Genomic DNA, 18,045 nt, shown 5'->3' with positions numbered 1-18,045 from the left:
ATGCACATTCCATTTCTTTACGCGTTGTCGGCCGTATTGTTGTTGAGCGGATCTTCCAGCCTGGCACTGGGTGCGAATGAGACCGCTGCCGCACCCGCCCCGATTCCGGCACCCGCCGCAGCCCCCGCACCGGCAAGCGCGGCCGATGCGGCGCCTGTCGTCCCGGCGACCAAGGATCCGGTGTTTAACCAGGAACAGCTGGATCAGATGCTGGCGCCCATTGCGCTTTACCCGGACCCTCTGTTTGCGCAGGTGCTGATGGCCACCACCTACCCCGGGGAAGTCGGCGAGGCCGTCAGCTGGTCCAAAGCGCACCCGGACGCCAAGGGTGACGACGCGGTCAAACAGGTTGCGAACCAGCCCTGGGACCCGAGCGTGCAGGCACTGGTCGCCTTCCCGCAGGTTCTGGCAACGCTGGGACAGGATCCCGTCTGGGTGCAACGCCTGGGTGATGCCTTCCTGGCGCAGCCCGACGATGTCATGGAAAGCGCGCAACGCTTGCGTCGCCAGGCACAGGCGGCCGGCAATCTGCAAAGCAACCAGTATCAGAACGTGACGATCCAGAATGTCGCGGCGCCAGCACCTGCAACCACGAATGCGGCACCGGCTCCAGCGCCAGCGCCTGCTGCGGAACCGGCGCCGGCCAGCAGCTCCACCATCATCATTCAGCCCGCCGATCCGCAGGTGGTGTACGTCCCCACGTATAACCCGACAACCACCTACGGCACCTGGCCCTACCCGGCGTCGCCGCCGGCGTACTATCCACCGCCACCGGCCTATTACCCGGGTCAGGCCCTGATGGCCGGACTCGCGTTTGGCGCCGGTGTGGCGATCGTTGGATCGTTGTGGGGTGAATGTGACTGGGGCAATAACGACGTCGACATCGACGTCAATCGCTACAACAACATCAACGGCAACAACCGGATCACCAACAACAAATGGCAGCACAACCCGGTGCACCGCAATGGCGTGCCCTATCGAGACAACGCGAGCCGCGCGCAGTACGGCCGCCAACTCAACGGTGCCAGTCAGCGTGAAGCCTATCGCGGGGACACTGCCCAGCGCGCCCAGGCCCGTGAAAATGCCCGCAGTTCAATGGACAAGCACGGTATCGAACGACCCGCCACCAGCAACCGCGAAGCCCGTGATCAAACGCGCAAACTCCAGTCCGCAGCGGCGGACGGCAATCGGTTGCAGGGCGGTGCGGACAGGCCCAAGACGGCTGACAGAGGCCAGGGTACCGCCAGAAATACCCGGGAAAATCAGCAGCCGAGGAACCAGGCCCGCCAGGAACCCAGAAACCAGACCGCCCAGTTGAATCAGCGCAGAGAAGGTGCGCCGAACAAACGGCCGGCCGCCAGTGCCGGCAGTGCCCGCAACAATGCCTTCGCCGGCGCACGCTCACCGTCCCAGGCCAACGTCCAGGCCAATCGTGGCCGGGCCAGCCAGGCATCCGCCCATCGCCCCAGTGCCGCCCGTTCGGCCGGTCACCAGGTCAGTCGGCCGTCCAATCCACCAGCGCGTCAAAGGGGGGGCCGTCGTTGAAAAACCATCCTCGAGTGAAAGGACTCATGGGCTTGCTGCCTCCTGTCCTTGCGGTAGCTGCCGGCTTGTTGTGGTCGTGCATGGCGACGGCGCAGCAGGCCTTTCCAACCCCGGAAAAGGCTGCAGAAGCCTTGGTCCAGGCACTGGGCACGGAACACGCCGACCAGGCACGCCTGACGGAACTGCTCGGCAGTGACTGGCACAACTACATCCCGCGTGAAGGCGTGCAGCGCAAAGACGTCGATGCGTTTTTGCAGCAGTACCGCGAGCAACACCACATTGAAAAAAGCGGTGACAACAAGGGCATCCTGGCGGTCGGCCCCGAGAACTGGACACTGCCGATCCCCTTGGTCAAAGTGGCGAGCGGCTGGCGCTTCGACATGAAGGCCGGCAGTGCCGAGATCCACGCACGCCAGATCGGCCGCAATGAACTCGACGCGGTGCAATCGGTGCTGGCCTATCACGACGCCCAGATGGACTATGCGTCAGTCGATCGGGACGGTGATGGCGCACTCGAGTATGCGCAGAAAATCTTCAGCACCCCCGGCAAGCACGACGGACTCTATTGGGCACCGGACGATAGCGGCCAGATCAGCCCGCTGGGGCCTTCGTTCGGCAAAGCCATTGCCGACGAAGAATGGCATGGCTACCGCTTCCGCATCCTTCATGGCCAGGGGCCGTCGGCACCGGGTGGTGCCTACAGTTACCTCATCGGTGACAAGATGAGCCGCGGCTTTGCCCTGATCGCCTGGCCGGCGAAATACAACGACACCGGGGTGATGAGCTTCATGATCAGCCACGAAGGCCAGGTGTTCGAAAAAGACCTGGGGCCCGAAGGTGAAAAACTGGCGCTGGCGATGAAGCGCTTTGATCCGGATGACAGCTGGCAAGAGGTGGCGGCAGATCAGGAGTAGCCCGCAGCAACCTGCTGCGGGCTTGCAGAACTATTGAAACGAAAGGACGAATCGCTCTTCCCTGCCCGTACTGTCGTCACGGCAAGGTTGCTCAAGCTTGAACCCGCACCGGTCCAGTACCTTTCTGGAGCCCAGGTTTTCCTTGTAGGCATAGGCCACCAGTTGCGCAAGTCCCCAGCGCACCCGTGCCTGCTGGATCAGATGCCTCAGCGCCAGAGTTGCCAGCCCCTGCCCGCACGCGCGCTGATCGATTCGATAGCCCACTTCGGCAGACCCCATCGCCAGGTCGATGCTTTTCAGATTGGCTCGACCAACGATTGTCTGGCTTGAGTCCTCGATGACAAACGGGTGCCAGGCGCCGCTGGCCAAACCCGACAGATAGCTGTCGATATGATCGACGACACCGCGCAACGAGTAAAACGAAGGGTCGCGCGCATCGATATGCGATTCGAACCATTCACGGTTGCGGATTTCGAACGCCAGTAAAGCTTCAGCGTCAGTGATTTTCAGCTCGCGAACGTTAAACGATTCCATGCACTGCATCTCCTTTGCCTTGTGTCGAAACAGCGCAAGTCTATCGCATACCTGAACAACCTTGCCCTTTTCGAGTACGAGCGACTTGCCTACAACATATGGATAAACGTATATTCGAATAACCATATGTACAGAGCCACGCCAATGCTCAACCCTGCCACCGTATTCAAATGCCTGTCTGACGAAACCCGCGCCCGGGCCACTTTACTCATCGCCCGTGAAGGCGAGTTATGCGTGTGTGAGCTGGTCTGTGCCCTGGACGATAGCCAGCCAAAAATTTCCCGCCATCTTGCCCAACTGCGCGGATGCGGCCTGCTTCTCGACCGCCGCCAGGGGCAATGGGTGTATTACCGGCTCAACCCCGATCTGCCCGCGTGGGTGCGTGATGTTCTGCAGACCACGCTGGTTGCGAACGCCGACTGGCTCGAGGACAACAGCACCCGCCTGAACGCCATGGGCGACCGCCCTCTCAACACTGCCGCCTGCTGCTGACCCTTCAACCGTCGAGAATCCACATGCTGACTGCGTTTTCCATTTTCCTGCTCACCATGGTGTTGGTCATCTGGCAACCCAAGGGCCTGGGCGTCGGTTGGAGCGCCGCCCTGGGCGCCGTTCTGGCCCTGCTGGCAGGCGTCGTGACGCTGCACGATATTCCGCTGGTGTGGGCCATTGTCTGGAACGCCACCGCGACCTTCATCTCGCTGATCATCATCAGCCTGTTGCTCGATGAGGCCGGGTTCTTCCAGTGGGCCGCCTTGCATGTGGCACGCTGGGCCAAGGGTGACGGGCGACGCCTGTTCGTCTTCACGATACTGCTGGGGGCCGGCGTCTCCGCGCTGTTTGCCAACGACGGCGCCGCCCTGATCCTGACCCCCATCGTTGTTTCAATCCTGCTCGCATTGCGTTTTTCGCCAGCGTCCACCCTGGCGTTCGTCATGGCGGCCGGCTTTATCGCCGACACGGCGAGCTTGCCCCTGGTGGTGTCCAACCTCGTCAACATCGTTTCGGCGGACTACTTCGACCTGGGGTTCAGCGAATACGCCGCCATCATGGTGCCGGTCAATCTGGTTGCCGTGGCGACCACCCTCGTGGTGCTGTACCGGTTTTTCCGCCGTGACATTCCCCGGCACTACGCGCTCGATGACGTGATGGATCCGCGACGCGCCGTGCGTGATCCCCTGACCTTCCGCGTCGGCTGGATCGTTCTGGCCCTGTTGTTGGTCGGGCTGTTTGCCCTGGAACCCCTGGGCATTCCGGTCAGCGCCATCGCAGCCGTCTGTGCCGCGCTGCTGTTCGCCGTGGCGGCGCGCGGGCATGTGATCTCCACCCGCCGGGTGCTGCGTGAAGCGCCCTGGCAGGTCGTGATCTTTTCCCTCGGCATGTACCTGGTGGTGTACGGGCTGAAAAACGCCGGACTGACCACCTACATGACCATGGCCCTGAACCGCATGGCCGAGTTCGGCGTCTGGGGCGCCGCGCTGGGCACCGGCCTGCTCACGGCCTTGCTGTCATCGGGCATGAACAACATGCCCACGGTGCTGGTGGGCGCACTGTCGATTCAAGCCAGTGACGCCACAGGCGTGGTGCGTGAAGCCATGATCTACGCCAACGTCATCGGCTCTGACCTGGGCCCCAAGATCACCCCCATCGGCAGCCTCGCCACCCTGCTCTGGCTGCATGTTCTGGAGCGCAAGGGCATCCGCATCACCTGGGGTTACTACTTCAGGATCGGCGTGATCCTGACGCTGCCGATCCTGCTTATCACCTTGTCTGCCCTGGCCTTGCGCCTGAGCGTCTAGCCCTGTGCGACCGCAAAGAGGAGTCACCATGCGCGTTCTGTTTATGTGTACCGCCAACAGCTGTCGCAGCATCCTGTCCGAAGCCATGTTCAACCATCTCGCGCCAGAGGGCTTCGAGGCGATCAGCGCCGGCAGTTTCCCCAAGGGACAGGTGCTGCCCCGCAGCCTGAGCACCTTGCAAGAGGCCGGCATTGCCATCGACGGCTTGAGCAGCAAAGGCAACGAGGCTTTCGAAGCCAACCCGCCGGACATCGTCATCACGGTCTGCGACAAGGCTGCCGGCGAGGCGTGCCCGGTGTACTTCGGACCGGCACTGAAAGCCCATTGGGGCCTGGAAGACCCCTCGGACATAAAGGGCGATGAGGCACGGATAGCGGCGGCGTTCCACTCAACCCTGGCGCGTATCGAAAGGCGTTGCCGGGCATTCCTCGAACTGCCTTTTGCACAACTTGACCGCGATGCATTGAAGCGCGAACTCGAACGCATCGGCACGCTTTGACCGGAGCCCTTATGACCCATTCCTTGCCCAATCTCGACACGGCACTGACCCAACCCATCGCCCATGGACGCAACGACCAGCACAAGCCGCGCATCCTGTTGTTATACGGCTCGACTCGTGCGCGGTCGTTCAGTCGCCTGCTGGTCGAGGAGGCAGCCCGGTTGCTCGAACACTTCGGCGCCGAGACGCGGATCTTCAATCCATCCGGCCTGCCGCTGCCGGACGACGCGCCCTCCGATCACCCGAAAGTCCAGGAACTGCTCGAACTGATGCAGTGGTCTGAAGGACAGGTCTGGTGTTCGCCAGAGCGCCACGGCTCGATGTCTGCAGTGTTCAAGGCGCAAATCGACTGGGTGCCGTTGGCGTTGGGGGCCATTCGCCCAACCCAGGGTAAAACCCTCGCAGTCATGCAAGTCTGCGGCGGCTCCCAGTCCTTCAATGTGGTGAATCAGCTTCGTGTGTTGGGACGCTGGATGCGCATGTTCACCATCCCCAATCAATCTTCCGTGCCAAAGGCTTTTCTGGAGTTTGACGACGCCAATCGCATGAAACCCTCATCGCTGTACGACAGGGTCGTAGACGTCATGGAGGAACTCGTGAAATTCACCCTGCTGCTACGGGATCGCCCCGATCTGGTTGACCGCTACTCGGAACGCAAAGAGTCCGCGCAAGCGCTGACTCAGCGCGTGAATCAGCGCTCGATCTGACTGTAGAAATGCTTGGCTCAATAGCCGAAAAAAAGTCGCAAACCCCATGACGTTCCAGGGCTTGCGACTCTTTGCCGATACGTCCCTCAAGCTCCCGGGACGATTTCTACGGTATGCCTGCTGTGTTCCTTGCCGAACGTGCAGGCTCAGTTCTCTACCTCAACCGCGTCGAAATCCGCTTCGTCCGGAGCATCCGCCACATCCGCTCTGGCGTCCTTCGCCTCAACTTTGGCGGCCTCTCTGGCTGCCTTCGCGTCGGCTTTGGCGGCGTCCCGAGCGGCATCCGCGGTAGCCCGGGCAGCATCCCTGGCGGCATCTGCGTCGGCCTTGGCCGCGTCCCGAGCGGCATCTGCAGCGGCACGGGCAGCGTCTCTGGCTGCGTCTGCGTCATCGTCCGCTACGCCAGCCGCTTTTGCGGCATCCCGGGCGGCATCTGCTTCAGCCCTGGCGGCGTCCCGGGCGGCATCTGCAGTTGCTTTTGCCGCATCCCGGGCGGCATTGGCATCAGCCCTTGCAGCGTCCCTGGCCGCATCCGCGGCATCGTTGTCCGCGTCGTCCGCGTCGTCCGCGTCGTTGTCATGGGCATTGCCCGGGCCTTTGTTCCCGGCTACACCACCATGGTCAGCGTCGCCGCGTCCCGGACCTCCATGACCGTCACCGTCATGGCCTGCAGCACCATGATCGGCACCCTCTCCACCATGGCCGCCGGCACCGTGACCGCCGTCACCACCACCGTGGCCGCCGCCGTCACCGCCACCGTGACCACCACCGCCTCCACCGCCTCCACCGCTGCCGCCATCCTTGGCATACACGCTGGAGAAACTACCGATGTAATCGGGCACCAGGACAGTCGATGCCGACAGGACGCCACCGATTGCCAGAGCCAATAAACATTTCTTGAGCAGCATGATGCACCTCCGCATGGAGTTGCGAACTCATCTCCGTATCGAACGCAATGTCCAGTGAGTTCCCGGCCGCCCATTGGAGCAGCCTGCCAACCGGCACGGCCATCAATCTGCAACATTGACGAGCTACTGCGGTATCCGCACGCTCCCTCAGAGCCAGTTGGCATCGTTGCGTGGGAAACATTCCCACATATTTTTTGGATAAGTGCTTTCAGCCCGAGTTCAAAAAAAATCAGCACTGACGCATGGGTTGAGCTAGCGCCTTGGGTGATTGACAGCCATGAGTCGAGAGCTGGCAAACAGCAACAGGCGGGTGCGATCAGCGAGTCGCAATGCGCTAGCCGGTGTCACCCCTTGGTCAGATCAACCAACGGCGTCTGCCGCACCTCAGTCTCCCGCCCGCCCTGAATCTCGCTCACCTGCTTCAAGGCCTTGTCCACAGCCACCTTATCCGCCAACAAGCTATAGCTGATGCGGAACTGCTTGTGTTCCTTCGGCCCAATTGTCGGTACCAGGTTCAGCGGCCGTTGATAACGGCGGTTGTAGGAAAAACTTGTCCCCGGTTCCAGCCCCGTGACATAGCCCTGGCCTTGGGTATCGGTGTTTTTCCACAGGGAAAACACGGGCAGTGTCTGAGTGTTGAAGCCGACCGAAACGCCCAGGCTGCCGGCCTTGTTATGCAACACGGTCAACGTATCGCCCTTGGCATCGGCATACGGCACCACGTTGTAAACCGTTTCGTCGTAGTCCTTGGTCGGTGCGCGGTAGGTTTGCCAGTCGGGCAGATCGCCCTTGGCCTTGTCGTTGAACGGCGACACCTGTTTCACCGGCGCGGCGAAACGAGCGCCCTGCTCCAGGAACGGAGTACTGAAGTTGCTGTGGTACAGCGCCTGGTATTCCTTCGGATAGTCGCCGTTGTTGGTCAGGGTGTCGTTGAGGGCGAACACTACGCTGCCAGGTTCGGTGACCAGTTCGGTCGCGACGGAGAAGTCGACCTTCTTGAACGCCTGCTCTTTCAGTTCGCCGCGCAGGGTGATGGCGTACGGTGGTTTTTCATCGATGTGCAGGGTGACTTTGTTCGCCGGAATGTTGGCGGCCCGACCGTGCAGGGTCAGCAGTTCGCCATTGTCGACGCCCGGGTGGCCGACCCATTCGTATCCGCAGCGGGTGACCAGTTCATTGAAACCTTCCAACCAGCCCAGACCACCTCGGCCATTGAGTTCGATGAAGGACGGATTGACCACTTCCTTGACCGGCGAATCCCAGCCCATGCGCACATTGCCGATCGAGGCCTGCAAGACGTTCATTCCGCGAGTCGGCACTACCGAAAGTTTCATCGTGCCGTTATCGATGTCGACGATGCTGACACCCTCCTGCCGACCGCCGTGCAAGGTGCGCAGGGTAACGCTGAAGGGTTTGTCGGTTGTTATGCCAAGTTGCTGGCTGGTGATCTGCCAGTTCTGGGCGGCTTTGTCGGTGTCGAGCAGAACATAGTCCCAGGCCATGGCGTGGGAGGCAGCGGACAGTGCGCTGAGGGCAACAAAGAGTTTGAGCGGGGTCATGGCAGCAGCCTTTCTTGGAGTTGTGCCAATTTTATAGACTTGATGAAACGTTTCAGCAAGCTTAAAAATCGCCACAACTGCCAGAAAAATTTGCAACAAATCGGAAAATCGAGTCGATGCCATCGCGCAGCCCGATGTCGCTTGGCAGTCTTCAAAATGATGTCGTAGTAAAGGCACCCCGCGCCAACAACCAACGCAGACACGTATCCACCCACAAATTCCCTCCTTGCCAGCGTGATAAATAGCCAGCTATTGGTTGAGGAAAGTCTGAAGTATTCATTTGAACTTTCGGATTCTTTCGCCACTCGGCCTGTGCCTAACATCGGCTCCACAGCGAACCAGCCTCGGCATCGCTCAGTGGGACCGAGTTACGCAGGGATCCAGATCCAAAGGCCTCTGCCACCACCGACCATTGATCGCTTCGCCGCCTGGTGCCGTCGAAGTGCTTTTGCAGCAGGCCCTGGGATTTTTGAGGATCACCGATGAAGCTGGAAATTTTCCGTACGCTGTGGGGTTACACCGCCAGCAAGGCTCAGGCGCTCGAGGAGTTGCTGCAAGCGGGCTTTGATGGCATGGAAGCGCGCCTGCCACTGGACGCCCGCGAACGGGCTGAGTTTGGCGCCTTTCTCCAGGCCAACCGCCTGGGCTATATCAGCACCGTCTTCAGCGCCTACGACGTGCTGCCGGATCAGTCGGCAACGCCTGCCGTCCACCTCAATGACCTCGACCAGAAGCTCGCCTGGGCTGCTGAACTCTCCCCGCGCTTCGTCAACGTGCTGGCGGGCAACGACCGCTGGTCCTTGGCGCAACAGGTGGAGTTTTTTGGCCAGGCGCTGGAGCTGGCGCGCAAACACGGTCAGGTCTGCAGTTTCGAAACCCATCGCTCGCGTTCGCTGTTCAACCCCTGGGTGACCCTGGAGTTGATTCGGCAACTGCCCGATCTGCTGTTCACCAGTGACATCAGCCATTGGGTCGTGACCTGCGAGCGACTGTTGAATGATCCGGCCGACGACCTGAGCGCGTTCATCGAGCGGGTTCACCATATCCAGGCCCGGGTCGGTTATGACCAGGGACCACAGGTTCCGCACCCGGCGGCGCCCGAATATGCAAAAGAACTGGCCTTTCATCAGCAGCACTGGGAAAGCATCTGGCGCTCGCAGCAGGCCCGCGGCTACCAGGTCAGCACCCTGACGCCGGAATTCGGTGCCGACGGCTACCTGCATCACCTGCCCTTCACCAATGTCCCGGTCGCCGACCTGTGGTCGTTGAACGTGTGGATGGGCCAGACCGAGCGCAAACACTTCGAGCGTTTCCACCACTCAAGCCATCCTTAGGGAGCCGATGCGTCATGCCTGACAATAAAAACAACAGCGCCAGCACTGACACACTCAAAGCCAACTTCAACAGCATCCCGGTGATCAACATCGCCGGTCTGTTCAGCTTTGAACTGGAACACCGCCTGGCCGTGGCCGAACAATTGGGGCGCGCCGCCAGCGAAGTCGGGTTTCTCTATATCACCAATCACGGTATCGACCCGCAACTGATCGCCAACCTGCGCAAGGCGGCCAAGGACTTTTTCGACCAGCCCCTCGACACCAAGATGCGCCACTACATCGGCACCTCGCAAACCCACAAGGGTTTTGTGCCCGAAGGCGAAGAGGTCTATTCCAAGGGCAAGCCGGACCACAAGGAAGCCTTCGACGTCGGCTTCGAAGTCCCGGCCGATGACCCGCTGGTGCTGGCCAACACCCCCTTGCTGGGGCCCAACGACTGGCCGCAGCTGCCAGGTTTCAAGGCGTCGGTGCAGGCCTACTATGAAGCGATCTTCGCCCTGGGCCGGCGTCTGTTCAGCGGCTTCGCCCTGACCCTGGGCCTGGAAGAAAACTATTTCGACAGCCTGGTCACCCGTCCGCCGTCCAAGCTGCGCCTGATCCACTACCCGTTCGACGGTGCCGCCCATGACGCACCGGGTCTTGGCGCCCATACTGATTACGAGTGCTTCACCATCCTCCTGGCCGACAAACCCGGCCTTGAGGTGATGAACAATCTTGGCCAATGGATCGATGCACCACCGATTGCCGATGCCTTTGTGGTCAACATCGGCGACATGCTGGAGGTGATGACGGCAGGCGCATTCGTTGCCACTGCGCACCGGGTGCGCAGCGTGAAGGAGGAGCGTTATTCCTTCCCGCTGTTTTATGCCTGTGACTACCACACCCAGATCAAACCGCTGCCCGGCTTCGCCCAGGCTGGTAACGACTACGAAGAGATCACGATCGGCGAACACATGTATGGCCAGGCGCTGCAGACCTATCAATATCTGCGCCAGAGGGTGGCCAACGGGGACGTTCAACTGCCAGGCAAGGCACGCAAGCCCGCCAGTTTCGGACATTTGAAAAATCAGGCGCAACCGTCCTGACTGAAGTTTTCAGCTAAACCCCTACCTACGCCGGAGTCAGTAAAAATGAAAAACAATAAAAAGAACCTCTTGTGCCTGGCTGTATTGGCAGCCGGCATGTTCGGTGCCTCGGTGAGCATGGCCGCGTCAGATACGTTCAAGGTCGGCATGGAGATCACCTACCCTCCTTTCGAATCCTATGACAAGGACAAGAATGTGGTGGGTTCGGACCCCGAACTGGCAACGGCACTGGCCAAGCACATGAACGCCAAGGTGGAGTTCGTCGACACCAAGTTCCCGAGCCTGATCCTGGGCCTGAACTCCGGCAAGTACGACGCGATCATTTCCGGCATGTACATCACCCCGGAGCGCCAGACCCAGGCGCAGACCATTGCGTATGCCAACACCGGCGCCGCGGTCATGGTGCCCCAGGGCAGCGAGATCAACGCGAAAAAACCTGAAGACCTGTGCGGCCTGAAGCTGGGCCTGGAACAGGGCACGACCTGGGTCAAGGAATTCAGGAAGCTGTCCGACGAATACTGCGTGCCGAACAACAAGGGCGCCATCACCGTCAGCGAGTACCCTTCGGCGCCCGAAGTGACCCAGGCCCTGCTGTCCAAGAACATCCAGGCCCAAGTTGAAATCGCCGGTGCTGCCAAGATGATCGCGGAAAAGACCAATGGCCGGGTCGTGATCACCACCGAGCACCCGATCTATCAGCAAACCCTGGGCATCTTCGTCAAGAAAGGTAACGACGCAACCTACCAGGCCGTGCAAAAGGCCTTCGAGGAAACGAAAAAGAGCGGAGAATACGCAGCAATCCTCAAGAAATACGGCCTGGAAGAACCGACCGCCAACTAAGAACCTGTCCTAGTAGTCTGGTTATCTGCCGCCCCTGCGCGGGGGCGGCAGATCGAGGTGTCCCATGCAATTCGATTGGTCGTATTTCTTCTCCCTGTTCTCCCTGCCGGACTTCTGGAATGCCTGCGTCACGGTCATCCAGCTCAGTGCCCTGGCCTGGTTCATCGGCATGTTGCTGGGTTTTGTCCTGGCCACGGCCAAGCTGTCCCAATCGCCCTTGCTGCGCATTCCCGCAGCGGTCTACATCTGGTTTTTCCGCAGCATCCCGTTGCTGGTGCTGGTGGTGTTCGTCTACAACCTGCCGCAGTTGTTTCCCGGTAGCGGACCGATTCTGTCCAACCCCTTCTACGCAGGGTTGCTGGCCCTGGTGGTCACTGAAGCGGCGTACATGGCGGAGATCCATCGGGGCGGCCTGATTTCCGTGGCCAAGGGCCAGAGGGAAGCCGGACGTGCGCTGGGTGTCGGCGTGCTCGGCATGCAACGCCTGATCGTGATCCCCCAGGCTTTCCGTATTTCGCTGCCCACCCTGATCAATGAATACATCACAGTGGTCAAGCTGACTTCGCTGGTCTCGGTCATCTCCCTGACCGAAATCCTCACGGTCGGCCAACGCCTCTATGCCACCAACTTCCTGGTCATGGAAACCCTGGCGGCGGTGGGTGTCTACTACGTGTTGATCGTCACCGTATTCGGCTATTTCCTGCAGCGCCTGGAGCGCTACCTGGACCTCAACTTCCGCAAGCCGCACACGCTCGACGCCGCCACTATTGCCAGGTTCAAGGCCAGCGCCGAAGCCTTGCCGGACATTGCGCGCAAAACCGCGGGCAACAACACCACGCCGATCCTGCAACTGAACAACATCCAGAAGAGCTATGGCACCCACAAGGTGCTGCTGGGTATCGACCTGAATGTCGATTACGGCCAGGTGGTCTCGATCATCGGCCCATCCGGTTCCGGCAAGACGTCGCTGATCCGCACCGTCAACGGCCTGGAAAGCATCGATACCGGCGACATCAAGTTGTTCGGCGAAACGTTCATCGAAGCCTCGGACAAACCCAACGGCTCGCGCCTGCGCAAAGGCGTGCGGCACATCGGCATGGTGTTCCAGAACTTCAACCTGTTCCCGCACCGCACCATCCTCGACAACATCACCCTGGCACCGCGGTACCACGGCCAGCCGGGCGAGCTGAGCGAGCATCGCGCCTATGCGCTGCTGGACAAGGTCGGCCTGCTGGCCCATGCCCACAAGTACCCGCACCAGCTCTCCGGCGGCCAGCAACAGCGCGTGGCGATCGCCCGGGCCCTGGCCATGGAGCCGCAGATCATGCTGTTCGACGAGCCGACCTCGGCCCTCGATCCGGAACTGGTCAACGACGTGCTCAACGTGATTCGCGACCTGGCCAGGGAAGGCATGACCATGCTGATCGTGACCCACGAAATGGACTTTGCCATGTCGATCTCCGATCGGGTGATCTTCATGGAGAACGGCAATATTCAACTCGATGCCGCCCCTGAAACCATTCGCTGCGAAGCTGAAGGTGAGAGGGTACGGCGCTTCATGGGCATCGGTGCCCGATCGCCAAACCTGTCTACAGTGGTGGATCACGCATGAATCTTGGCATTGCAGGACGTTGGGCGCTGGTGTGTGCCGCCAGTAAAGGCCTGGGTAAGGCCTGCGCACAGGCACTCGTCACCGAAGGCGTGAACGTGGTGATCACCGCACGGGGCGAGGACACACTGAATGAAACAGCCCGTCAGCTCAGGGCGATCAATCCTGAAGTGACGGTCATCGCCGTGGCTGGAGACATTTCCACGCCCGAGGGTCGGGCAGCAGCGCTCAAGGCCCATGAGCATTTCGATATCCTGATCAACAACGCCGGCGGCCCTCCTCCCGGGGATTTCCGCGAATGGAATCGCGACGCCTGGCTCAAGGCGCTGGATGCCAACATGCTGACCCCTATCGAGCTGATCAAGGCCAACGTAGACGGCATGGCGGCACGGGGATTTGGCCGGATCATCAACATCACCTCGAGCGCCGTGAAGTCCCCGATCGAAAGCCTGGGCCTGTCCAACGGCGCGCGCAGTGGTCTGACGGGGTTCATTGCGGGGCTGGCCCGGCAAGAAAACATTGCCAGCCGCAATGTGACGATCAACAACCTGCAACCGGGCTCGTTCGACACCGATCGACTGCGCGACAACCTGGTCGCCGCTGCCCACGAAATGGGGCAAGACAGTGAGGCATTCCTTGACGAATGCCGTCGCGAAATTCCTGCCAAACGCTTCGGCTCACCCGAGGAGTTTGGTGCGCTGTGTGCCTTCGTCTGCAGCAGCCATGCAGGCTACCTGACCGGGCAGAACCTGTTGATTGACGGAGGGGCCGTTCGCTCCAGCCAGTAATAACCGCCGGTACCCCGGGAGCGGATGGCACAGAGACTTTCGCCATCCGTCCCGCCCTCTCGACACCCCCCCTCCCCCCAAACAATCTTTTTTTGGTGCTTTCACTGGTTTGGAGGTCACTTCATTTTCTGCGTGGGCACGTTCCCTTGTGGGAGCTGGCTTGCCAGCGATGGTCTTCAACGATAACGCGTGCGAACCGGATAAACGCGGTCCCCTGTAGGAGCTGGCCTGAACTGGCCTAATGATCCCGGACACCTCTTAAGGGCGATATGATTCGTCCAATCAGGAGGTTCCATGCAAGAACGAAAGACCTACACCCGCGAGTTCAAGCAACGTGCTGCGAGCATGGTTCTTGATGACAACTGCTCAATTACTGATGTCTGTGCGTCGATGGATGTCGGCCCTACGGCTCTGCGCCGCTGGGTTGATCAGGTTCGCAAAGAGCGTCAGAAAGGCCAGCCACTAGCCGGTACCAAGGCCATCAGCGACGAACAGCGAGAGCTCCAACAGCTGCGAGCCAAGGTCAAGCGTCTGGAGACCGAGGCTGAAATCTTAAAAAAGGCTACGGCTCTCTTGATGTCGGATCCCGATCGTTTTTCCTGATCGAGGAGCTGAGGGAGTCAGGCTCGTATCCGACTAGCCTGCTTTGCAGTGCGCTGAACGTATCCCGTAGCGCGTTTTACGACTGGCTTCGCCGCCGTTCAGCGCCGAATACCAAGCGTGACGTGCTCAGAGCCAAAGTCGTGCAATTGCATATTGAAAGCCGGGGAAGCGTAGGCGCGAGAATGCTCTCTGAGCATTTGAAGGCCCAGCAGCTCAAGGTAGGACGGTATCTGGCCGGAAAACTCATGGAGGAGGCAAATCTGGCCAGCCGACAGCGCCGCAGGCATCAGTATCGCTCCAGAGGCGTCGAAGCTTTTGTGGTCAAGAACCTGCTCGAGCGCAACTTCGAGCCGACCTCAATAAACCAGGTCTGGTGCGGCGACGTTACCAGCTTGTTGGTCGCAAAGCGCTGGTACCACCTGGCAGTCGTGATTGATCTGTTCGCCCGCCGGATCGTTGGTTGGGCGTTTTCTCTGATCAATGACGCCAACCTGGTTAGCAGGGCGTTGAGAATGGCGGTGGGGGTTCGAGGCAAGCATACGGGCTTGATGTTTCATTCAGATCAAGGCTGCCAATACACCAGCCAGCGCTTCCAGTCCGAGCTGCTTGAGCACGGGATAACGCAAAGCATGAGCCGCAGAGGGCAATGCTGGGACAACGCTCCAACGGAGCGATTCTTTGGGACACTCAAGTCAGAGTGGGTACCCACCAAGGGCTACAAGGAAATTGAAGAAGCCAGGCGAGATATGACCAGCTTCTTCATGCGATACAACCGAATTAGGCTCCATAGCTACAACAAATACCTGTCGCCGATAGCCATGGAGCAGCAGGCGGCTTGATCACCGTAAATGGTGTCCGGCAAAACTTGACCAGAACAGCCTGCCAGCGATGGTCGTTAACGATAACGCGTGTGAACCGGTTAAACGCGGCGCACTGAAGTCCATCGCCAGCAGGCTGGCTCCTACAGTTTCAGTGTGAGCCCACCCCTTGTAGGAGCTGGCTTGCCAGCGATGGTCGTTAACGATAACGCGTGTGATCTGGATAAACGCGGCGCACTGAAGTCCATCGCCAGCAGGCTGGCTCCTACAGTTTCAGTGTGAGCCCACCCCTTGTAGGAGCTGGCCTGCCAGCGATGGTCGTTAACGATAACGCGTGTGAACCGGTTAAACGCGGCGCACTGAAGTCCATCGCCAGCAGGCTGGCTCCTACAGTTTCAGTGTGGACACACCCCTTGTAGGAGCTGGCTTGCCAGCGATGGTCGTTAACGATAACGCGTGTGAACCGGTTAAACGCGGCGCACTGAAGTCCATCGCCAGCAAGCTGGCTCCTACAATTTCAGTGTGGGCACACCCCTTGTAGGAGCTGGCCTGCCAGCGATGGTCGTTAACGATAACGCGTGTGAACCGGTTAAACGCGGCGCACTGAAGTCCATCGCCAGCAAGCTGGCTCCTACAGTTTCAGCGTGGGCACACCCCTTGTAGGAGCTGGCTTGCCAGCGATGGTCGTTAACGATAACGCGGGTGAACCGGTTAAACGCGGCGCACTGGAGTCCATCGCCAGCAAGCTGGCTCCTACAGTCACGACCGAAACTGATATGTTTTTTTTCAGTAATCTTGCATATAGATTTTTATTGTGTCATTTATAGCCTCGCCGATCACAGGACTGATCCACCGCGCCAACCCGGATGGCGGGCAACCGTTCCCCCCAATGCCCTCCAGGGAGTCAACAATATGAACAAGACAGAACTTCTAGGTGCTCTGGCGCTATGCGCTTTCAGCTTTCTGGCACACGCCGACGAAGACAGCCTGCGTATCGGTATCGAAGCCGCCTACCCGCCCTTTTCCTTCAAGACACCGGAGGGCAACGTCAGCGGGTTCGACTACGACATCGGCAACGCCTTGTGCGAAGAAATGAAGGTCAAGTGCGAGTGGGTCATTCAGGAGTTCGACGGCATGATCCCGTCGCTCAAAGTGCGCAAGATCGATGCCGTGCTGTCGTCGATGTCCATCACCGAAGACCGGATGAAATCCGTGGACTTCAGCAAAAAGTACTACCACACGCCGGGCAAGTTCGCGATGAAGGCCGGCAACGTGATCAACGACCCTCTGGTCGACCTCAAGGGCAAGAAACTTGGCGTGCAACGCGCCTCGACCTACGATCGTTTTGCCACCGAGCAACTGGAAAAAGCCGGCGTCGTCGTGGTGCGCTACTCCTCGCAGAATGAAGCCTTCCTCGACCTCGCCTCGGGTCGTCTGGACGCCACCCTCGCCGACATCGTCAACACCGACGAAAGCTTCATCAAGACACCGGCGGGCCAGGGTTTCGCATTGACCGGGCCCGACATCAACGACCCGAAATATTTTGGCCGGGGCGCCGGGATCGCCGTGCGCAAAGGCGACAGTGCCAACGTTGCGCGCCTGAGTGCCGCGATCGACGCCATTCGCGCCAACGGCAAGTACCAGCAAGTGATGGCCAGGTACTTCGCGTTCGATATCTACGGCGAGTAAGCCTGTGCCCTGAAACCTGAAACCTGAAACCTGAAACCTGACCCCGGCGCCGGCCCCTGCAGGCGTCTACCGGGGTTTGTCCTGCGCGCCTCGCGGCGCTCGCTTGAGGAACTTCATCATGCTCCACGGCTACGGATCGAGCATTCTCGATGGCGCCTGGCTGACCATCAACCTGGCCTTGACCTCCATGTCCCTGGCGATTGCCCTGGGCCTGATCGGTGCGGCCTTTCGCCTGTCACCGCTCAAATGGCTGGCCATGCTCGGAGAAAGCTACACCACCCTGATTCGCGGCATTCCAGACCTGGTGCTGATCCTGCTGATCTTCTACGGCGGCCAGGACCTGGTGAACCGCCTCGCCCTGGCGCTCGGTTACACCCGCTATATCGATATCAACCCCTATATCGCCGGCGTCTGCACCATGGGCTTCATTTTTGGCGCCTACCTCTCGGAAACCTTTCGCGGCGCCTTCATGGCGATCCCCAAAGGCCAGGCCGAGGCCGGCGTGGCCTATGGCATGGGCGGTGCGCAGGTGTTCTGGCGAATCCTGGTACCGCAGATGATTCGTTTCGCCATTCCCGGGTTCACCAACAACTGGTTGGTACTGACCAAATCCACCGCGCTGATCTCGGTGATCGGCTTGCAGGACATGATGTTCAAAGCCAAGAACGCAGCGGATGCCACACACGAGCCCTTCACGTTTTTCCTCGCGGTGGCGGCGCTGTACCTGATGCTCACCAGCCTGTCCTTGCTGGTGCTGCGCTATCTGGAAAAACACTATTCGGTCGGCATCAAAGCCGCCGAATTGTGAGGGGAG

The 18,045-nt window shown here is 60.1% G+C and carries 18 protein-coding genes; 15 read left to right on the top strand and 3 right to left on the bottom strand.

The features are described from left to right. On the top strand, positions 1-1,545 hold the full coding sequence (locus AB7M25_RS13230) for a DUF3300 domain-containing protein (protein WP_454237421.1): 1,545 nt from the start codon (positions 1-3) through the stop codon (positions 1,543-1,545). Between the two features lie 26 nt (positions 1,546-1,571). Further along, complete coding sequence (locus AB7M25_RS13225) at positions 1,572-2,459, top strand: DUF2950 domain-containing protein (RefSeq protein WP_454237420.1); 888 nt, start codon at positions 1,572-1,574, stop codon at positions 2,457-2,459. Positions 2,460-2,489: 30 nt separating this feature from the next. Here AB7M25_RS13225 and AB7M25_RS13220 read toward each other — a convergent pair whose 3' ends face one another. Continuing rightward, positions 2,490-2,993, bottom strand: coding sequence for a GNAT family N-acetyltransferase (locus tag AB7M25_RS13220; protein WP_454238353.1), 504 nt, complete (start codon positions 2,991-2,993; stop codon positions 2,490-2,492). A 144-nt stretch (positions 2,994-3,137) separates the two neighbouring features. On the opposite strand from AB7M25_RS13220, the gene AB7M25_RS13215 reads away from it, so the two are divergent. Genes AB7M25_RS13215 through arsH form a run of 4 tightly spaced genes read left to right on the top strand, consistent with a single transcriptional unit; the run spans position 3,138 to position 5,998 of the window. Further along, entirely contained in the window at positions 3,138-3,485 is a 348-nt protein-coding gene (locus AB7M25_RS13215; protein ID WP_429384463.1) for a metalloregulator ArsR/SmtB family transcription factor, read from the top strand. 23 nt (positions 3,486-3,508) lie between these two features. Next, the gene (locus tag AB7M25_RS13210; protein ID WP_454237419.1) at positions 3,509-4,792 is read left to right on the top strand and encodes an arsenic transporter; all 1,284 of its coding nucleotides are present in this window, start codon (positions 3,509-3,511) and stop codon (positions 4,790-4,792) included. A 28-nt stretch (positions 4,793-4,820) separates the two neighbouring features. Next, on the top strand, positions 4,821-5,291 hold the full coding sequence (locus AB7M25_RS13205; RefSeq protein ID WP_429384467.1) for an arsenate reductase ArsC: 471 nt from the start codon (positions 4,821-4,823) through the stop codon (positions 5,289-5,291). 11 nt (positions 5,292-5,302) lie between these two features. Continuing rightward, a complete protein-coding gene (arsH, locus tag AB7M25_RS13200; RefSeq protein ID WP_429384469.1) occupies positions 5,303-5,998 on the top strand; it encodes an arsenical resistance protein ArsH in 696 nt (231 codons plus the stop codon). A gap of 146 nt (positions 5,999-6,144) precedes the next feature. On the opposite strand, the gene AB7M25_RS13195 is transcribed toward arsH, so the two are convergent. Together AB7M25_RS13195 and AB7M25_RS13190 are read right to left on the bottom strand one after the other, a co-directional pair. Continuing rightward, positions 6,145-6,906 (bottom strand): hypothetical protein, encoded by a 762-nt coding sequence (locus tag AB7M25_RS13195; protein WP_429384471.1) that lies wholly within the window; start codon positions 6,904-6,906, stop codon positions 6,145-6,147. Positions 6,907-7,250: 344 nt separating this feature from the next. After that, a complete protein-coding gene (locus tag AB7M25_RS13190) occupies positions 7,251-8,465 on the bottom strand; it encodes an aldose 1-epimerase family protein (RefSeq protein ID WP_429517318.1) in 1,215 nt (404 codons plus the stop codon). A gap of 482 nt (positions 8,466-8,947) precedes the next feature. Here AB7M25_RS13190 and AB7M25_RS13185 point away from each other — a divergent pair, with 482 nt between their 5' ends. The 9 genes from AB7M25_RS13185 to AB7M25_RS13145 all read left to right on the top strand — a co-directional run bounded on the left by AB7M25_RS13185 (position 8,948) and on the right by AB7M25_RS13145 (position 18,039). Then, positions 8,948-9,799 (top strand): sugar phosphate isomerase/epimerase family protein, encoded by an 852-nt coding sequence (locus AB7M25_RS13185; protein ID WP_217838090.1) that lies wholly within the window; start codon positions 8,948-8,950, stop codon positions 9,797-9,799. Positions 9,800-9,813: 14 nt separating this feature from the next. Further along, a complete protein-coding gene (locus AB7M25_RS13180) occupies positions 9,814-10,884 on the top strand; it encodes an isopenicillin N synthase family dioxygenase (RefSeq protein WP_429384477.1) in 1,071 nt (356 codons plus the stop codon). A 45-nt stretch (positions 10,885-10,929) separates the two neighbouring features. After that, complete coding sequence (locus AB7M25_RS13175) at positions 10,930-11,724, top strand: ABC transporter substrate-binding protein (protein WP_007978291.1); 795 nt, start codon at positions 10,930-10,932, stop codon at positions 11,722-11,724. 64 nt (positions 11,725-11,788) lie between these two features. Then, on the top strand, positions 11,789-13,336 hold the full coding sequence (locus tag AB7M25_RS13170) for an amino acid ABC transporter permease/ATP-binding protein (RefSeq protein ID WP_429384480.1): 1,548 nt from the start codon (positions 11,789-11,791) through the stop codon (positions 13,334-13,336). Further along, positions 13,333-14,121 carry an SDR family oxidoreductase gene (locus AB7M25_RS13165; protein WP_454237418.1) on the top strand — a complete coding sequence of 263 codons (789 nt, stop codon included), beginning with the start codon at positions 13,333-13,335 and terminating at the stop codon, positions 14,119-14,121. The genes AB7M25_RS13170 and AB7M25_RS13165 overlap by 4 nt, the downstream gene beginning before the upstream one ends. Before the next feature lie 294 nt (positions 14,122-14,415). Continuing rightward, positions 14,416-14,724: a transposase gene (locus AB7M25_RS13160; RefSeq protein ID WP_007981026.1), complete on the top strand. Its 309-nt coding sequence runs from the start codon at positions 14,416-14,418 to the stop codon at positions 14,722-14,724. Continuing rightward, the gene (locus AB7M25_RS13155) at positions 14,721-15,563 is read left to right on the top strand and encodes an IS3 family transposase (RefSeq protein ID WP_429561740.1); all 843 of its coding nucleotides are present in this window, start codon (positions 14,721-14,723) and stop codon (positions 15,561-15,563) included. Before AB7M25_RS13160 ends, AB7M25_RS13155 begins: the two co-directional genes overlap by 4 nt. An 891-nt stretch (positions 15,564-16,454) precedes the next feature. Continuing rightward, positions 16,455-17,231 (top strand): ABC transporter substrate-binding protein, encoded by a 777-nt coding sequence (locus AB7M25_RS13150; RefSeq protein WP_104448456.1) that lies wholly within the window; start codon positions 16,455-16,457, stop codon positions 17,229-17,231. 118 nt (positions 17,232-17,349) lie between these two features. After that, complete coding sequence (locus AB7M25_RS13145) at positions 17,350-18,039, top strand: ABC transporter permease (protein ID WP_429384486.1); 690 nt, start codon at positions 17,350-17,352, stop codon at positions 18,037-18,039. Positions 18,040-18,045: the final 6 nt, after the last annotated feature.

Source organism: Pseudomonas sp. AP3_22 TE3818 (assembly GCF_053628995.1).
The sequence above is the reverse complement of the archived record's forward strand: the minus strand, read 5'-3'. Positions and strand labels throughout refer to the sequence as shown.

Excerpts from the sequence above, each read along its gene's own strand:
- AB7M25_RS13230 (WP_454237421.1), top strand. The coding sequence starts at position 1 with ATGCACATTCCATTTCTTTACGCGTTGTCGGCCGTATTGTTGTTGAGC.
- AB7M25_RS13225 (WP_454237420.1), top strand. The coding sequence starts at position 1,572 with ATGGGCTTGCTGCCTCCTGTCCTTGCGGTAGCTGCCGGCTTGTTGTGG.
- AB7M25_RS13220 (WP_454238353.1), bottom strand. The coding sequence starts at position 2,993 with ATGGAATCGTTTAACGTTCGCGAGCTGAAAATCACTGACGCTGAAGCT.
- AB7M25_RS13215 (WP_429384463.1), top strand. The coding sequence starts at position 3,138 with ATGCTCAACCCTGCCACCGTATTCAAATGCCTGTCTGACGAAACCCGC.
- AB7M25_RS13210 (WP_454237419.1), top strand. The coding sequence starts at position 3,509 with ATGCTGACTGCGTTTTCCATTTTCCTGCTCACCATGGTGTTGGTCATC.
- AB7M25_RS13205 (WP_429384467.1), top strand. The coding sequence starts at position 4,821 with ATGCGCGTTCTGTTTATGTGTACCGCCAACAGCTGTCGCAGCATCCTG.
- arsH (WP_429384469.1), top strand. The coding sequence starts at position 5,303 with ATGACCCATTCCTTGCCCAATCTCGACACGGCACTGACCCAACCCATC.
- AB7M25_RS13195 (WP_429384471.1), bottom strand. The coding sequence starts at position 6,906 with ATGCTGCTCAAGAAATGTTTATTGGCTCTGGCAATCGGTGGCGTCCTG.
- AB7M25_RS13190 (WP_429517318.1), bottom strand. The coding sequence starts at position 8,465 with ATGACCCCGCTCAAACTCTTTGTTGCCCTCAGCGCACTGTCCGCTGCC.
- AB7M25_RS13185 (WP_217838090.1), top strand. The coding sequence starts at position 8,948 with ATGAAGCTGGAAATTTTCCGTACGCTGTGGGGTTACACCGCCAGCAAG.
- AB7M25_RS13180 (WP_429384477.1), top strand. The coding sequence starts at position 9,814 with ATGCCTGACAATAAAAACAACAGCGCCAGCACTGACACACTCAAAGCC.
- AB7M25_RS13175 (WP_007978291.1), top strand. The coding sequence starts at position 10,930 with ATGAAAAACAATAAAAAGAACCTCTTGTGCCTGGCTGTATTGGCAGCC.
- AB7M25_RS13170 (WP_429384480.1), top strand. The coding sequence starts at position 11,789 with ATGCAATTCGATTGGTCGTATTTCTTCTCCCTGTTCTCCCTGCCGGAC.
- AB7M25_RS13165 (WP_454237418.1), top strand. The coding sequence starts at position 13,333 with ATGAATCTTGGCATTGCAGGACGTTGGGCGCTGGTGTGTGCCGCCAGT.
- AB7M25_RS13160 (WP_007981026.1), top strand. The coding sequence starts at position 14,416 with ATGCAAGAACGAAAGACCTACACCCGCGAGTTCAAGCAACGTGCTGCG.
- AB7M25_RS13150 (WP_104448456.1), top strand. The coding sequence starts at position 16,455 with ATGAACAAGACAGAACTTCTAGGTGCTCTGGCGCTATGCGCTTTCAGC.
- AB7M25_RS13145 (WP_429384486.1), top strand. The coding sequence starts at position 17,350 with ATGCTCCACGGCTACGGATCGAGCATTCTCGATGGCGCCTGGCTGACC.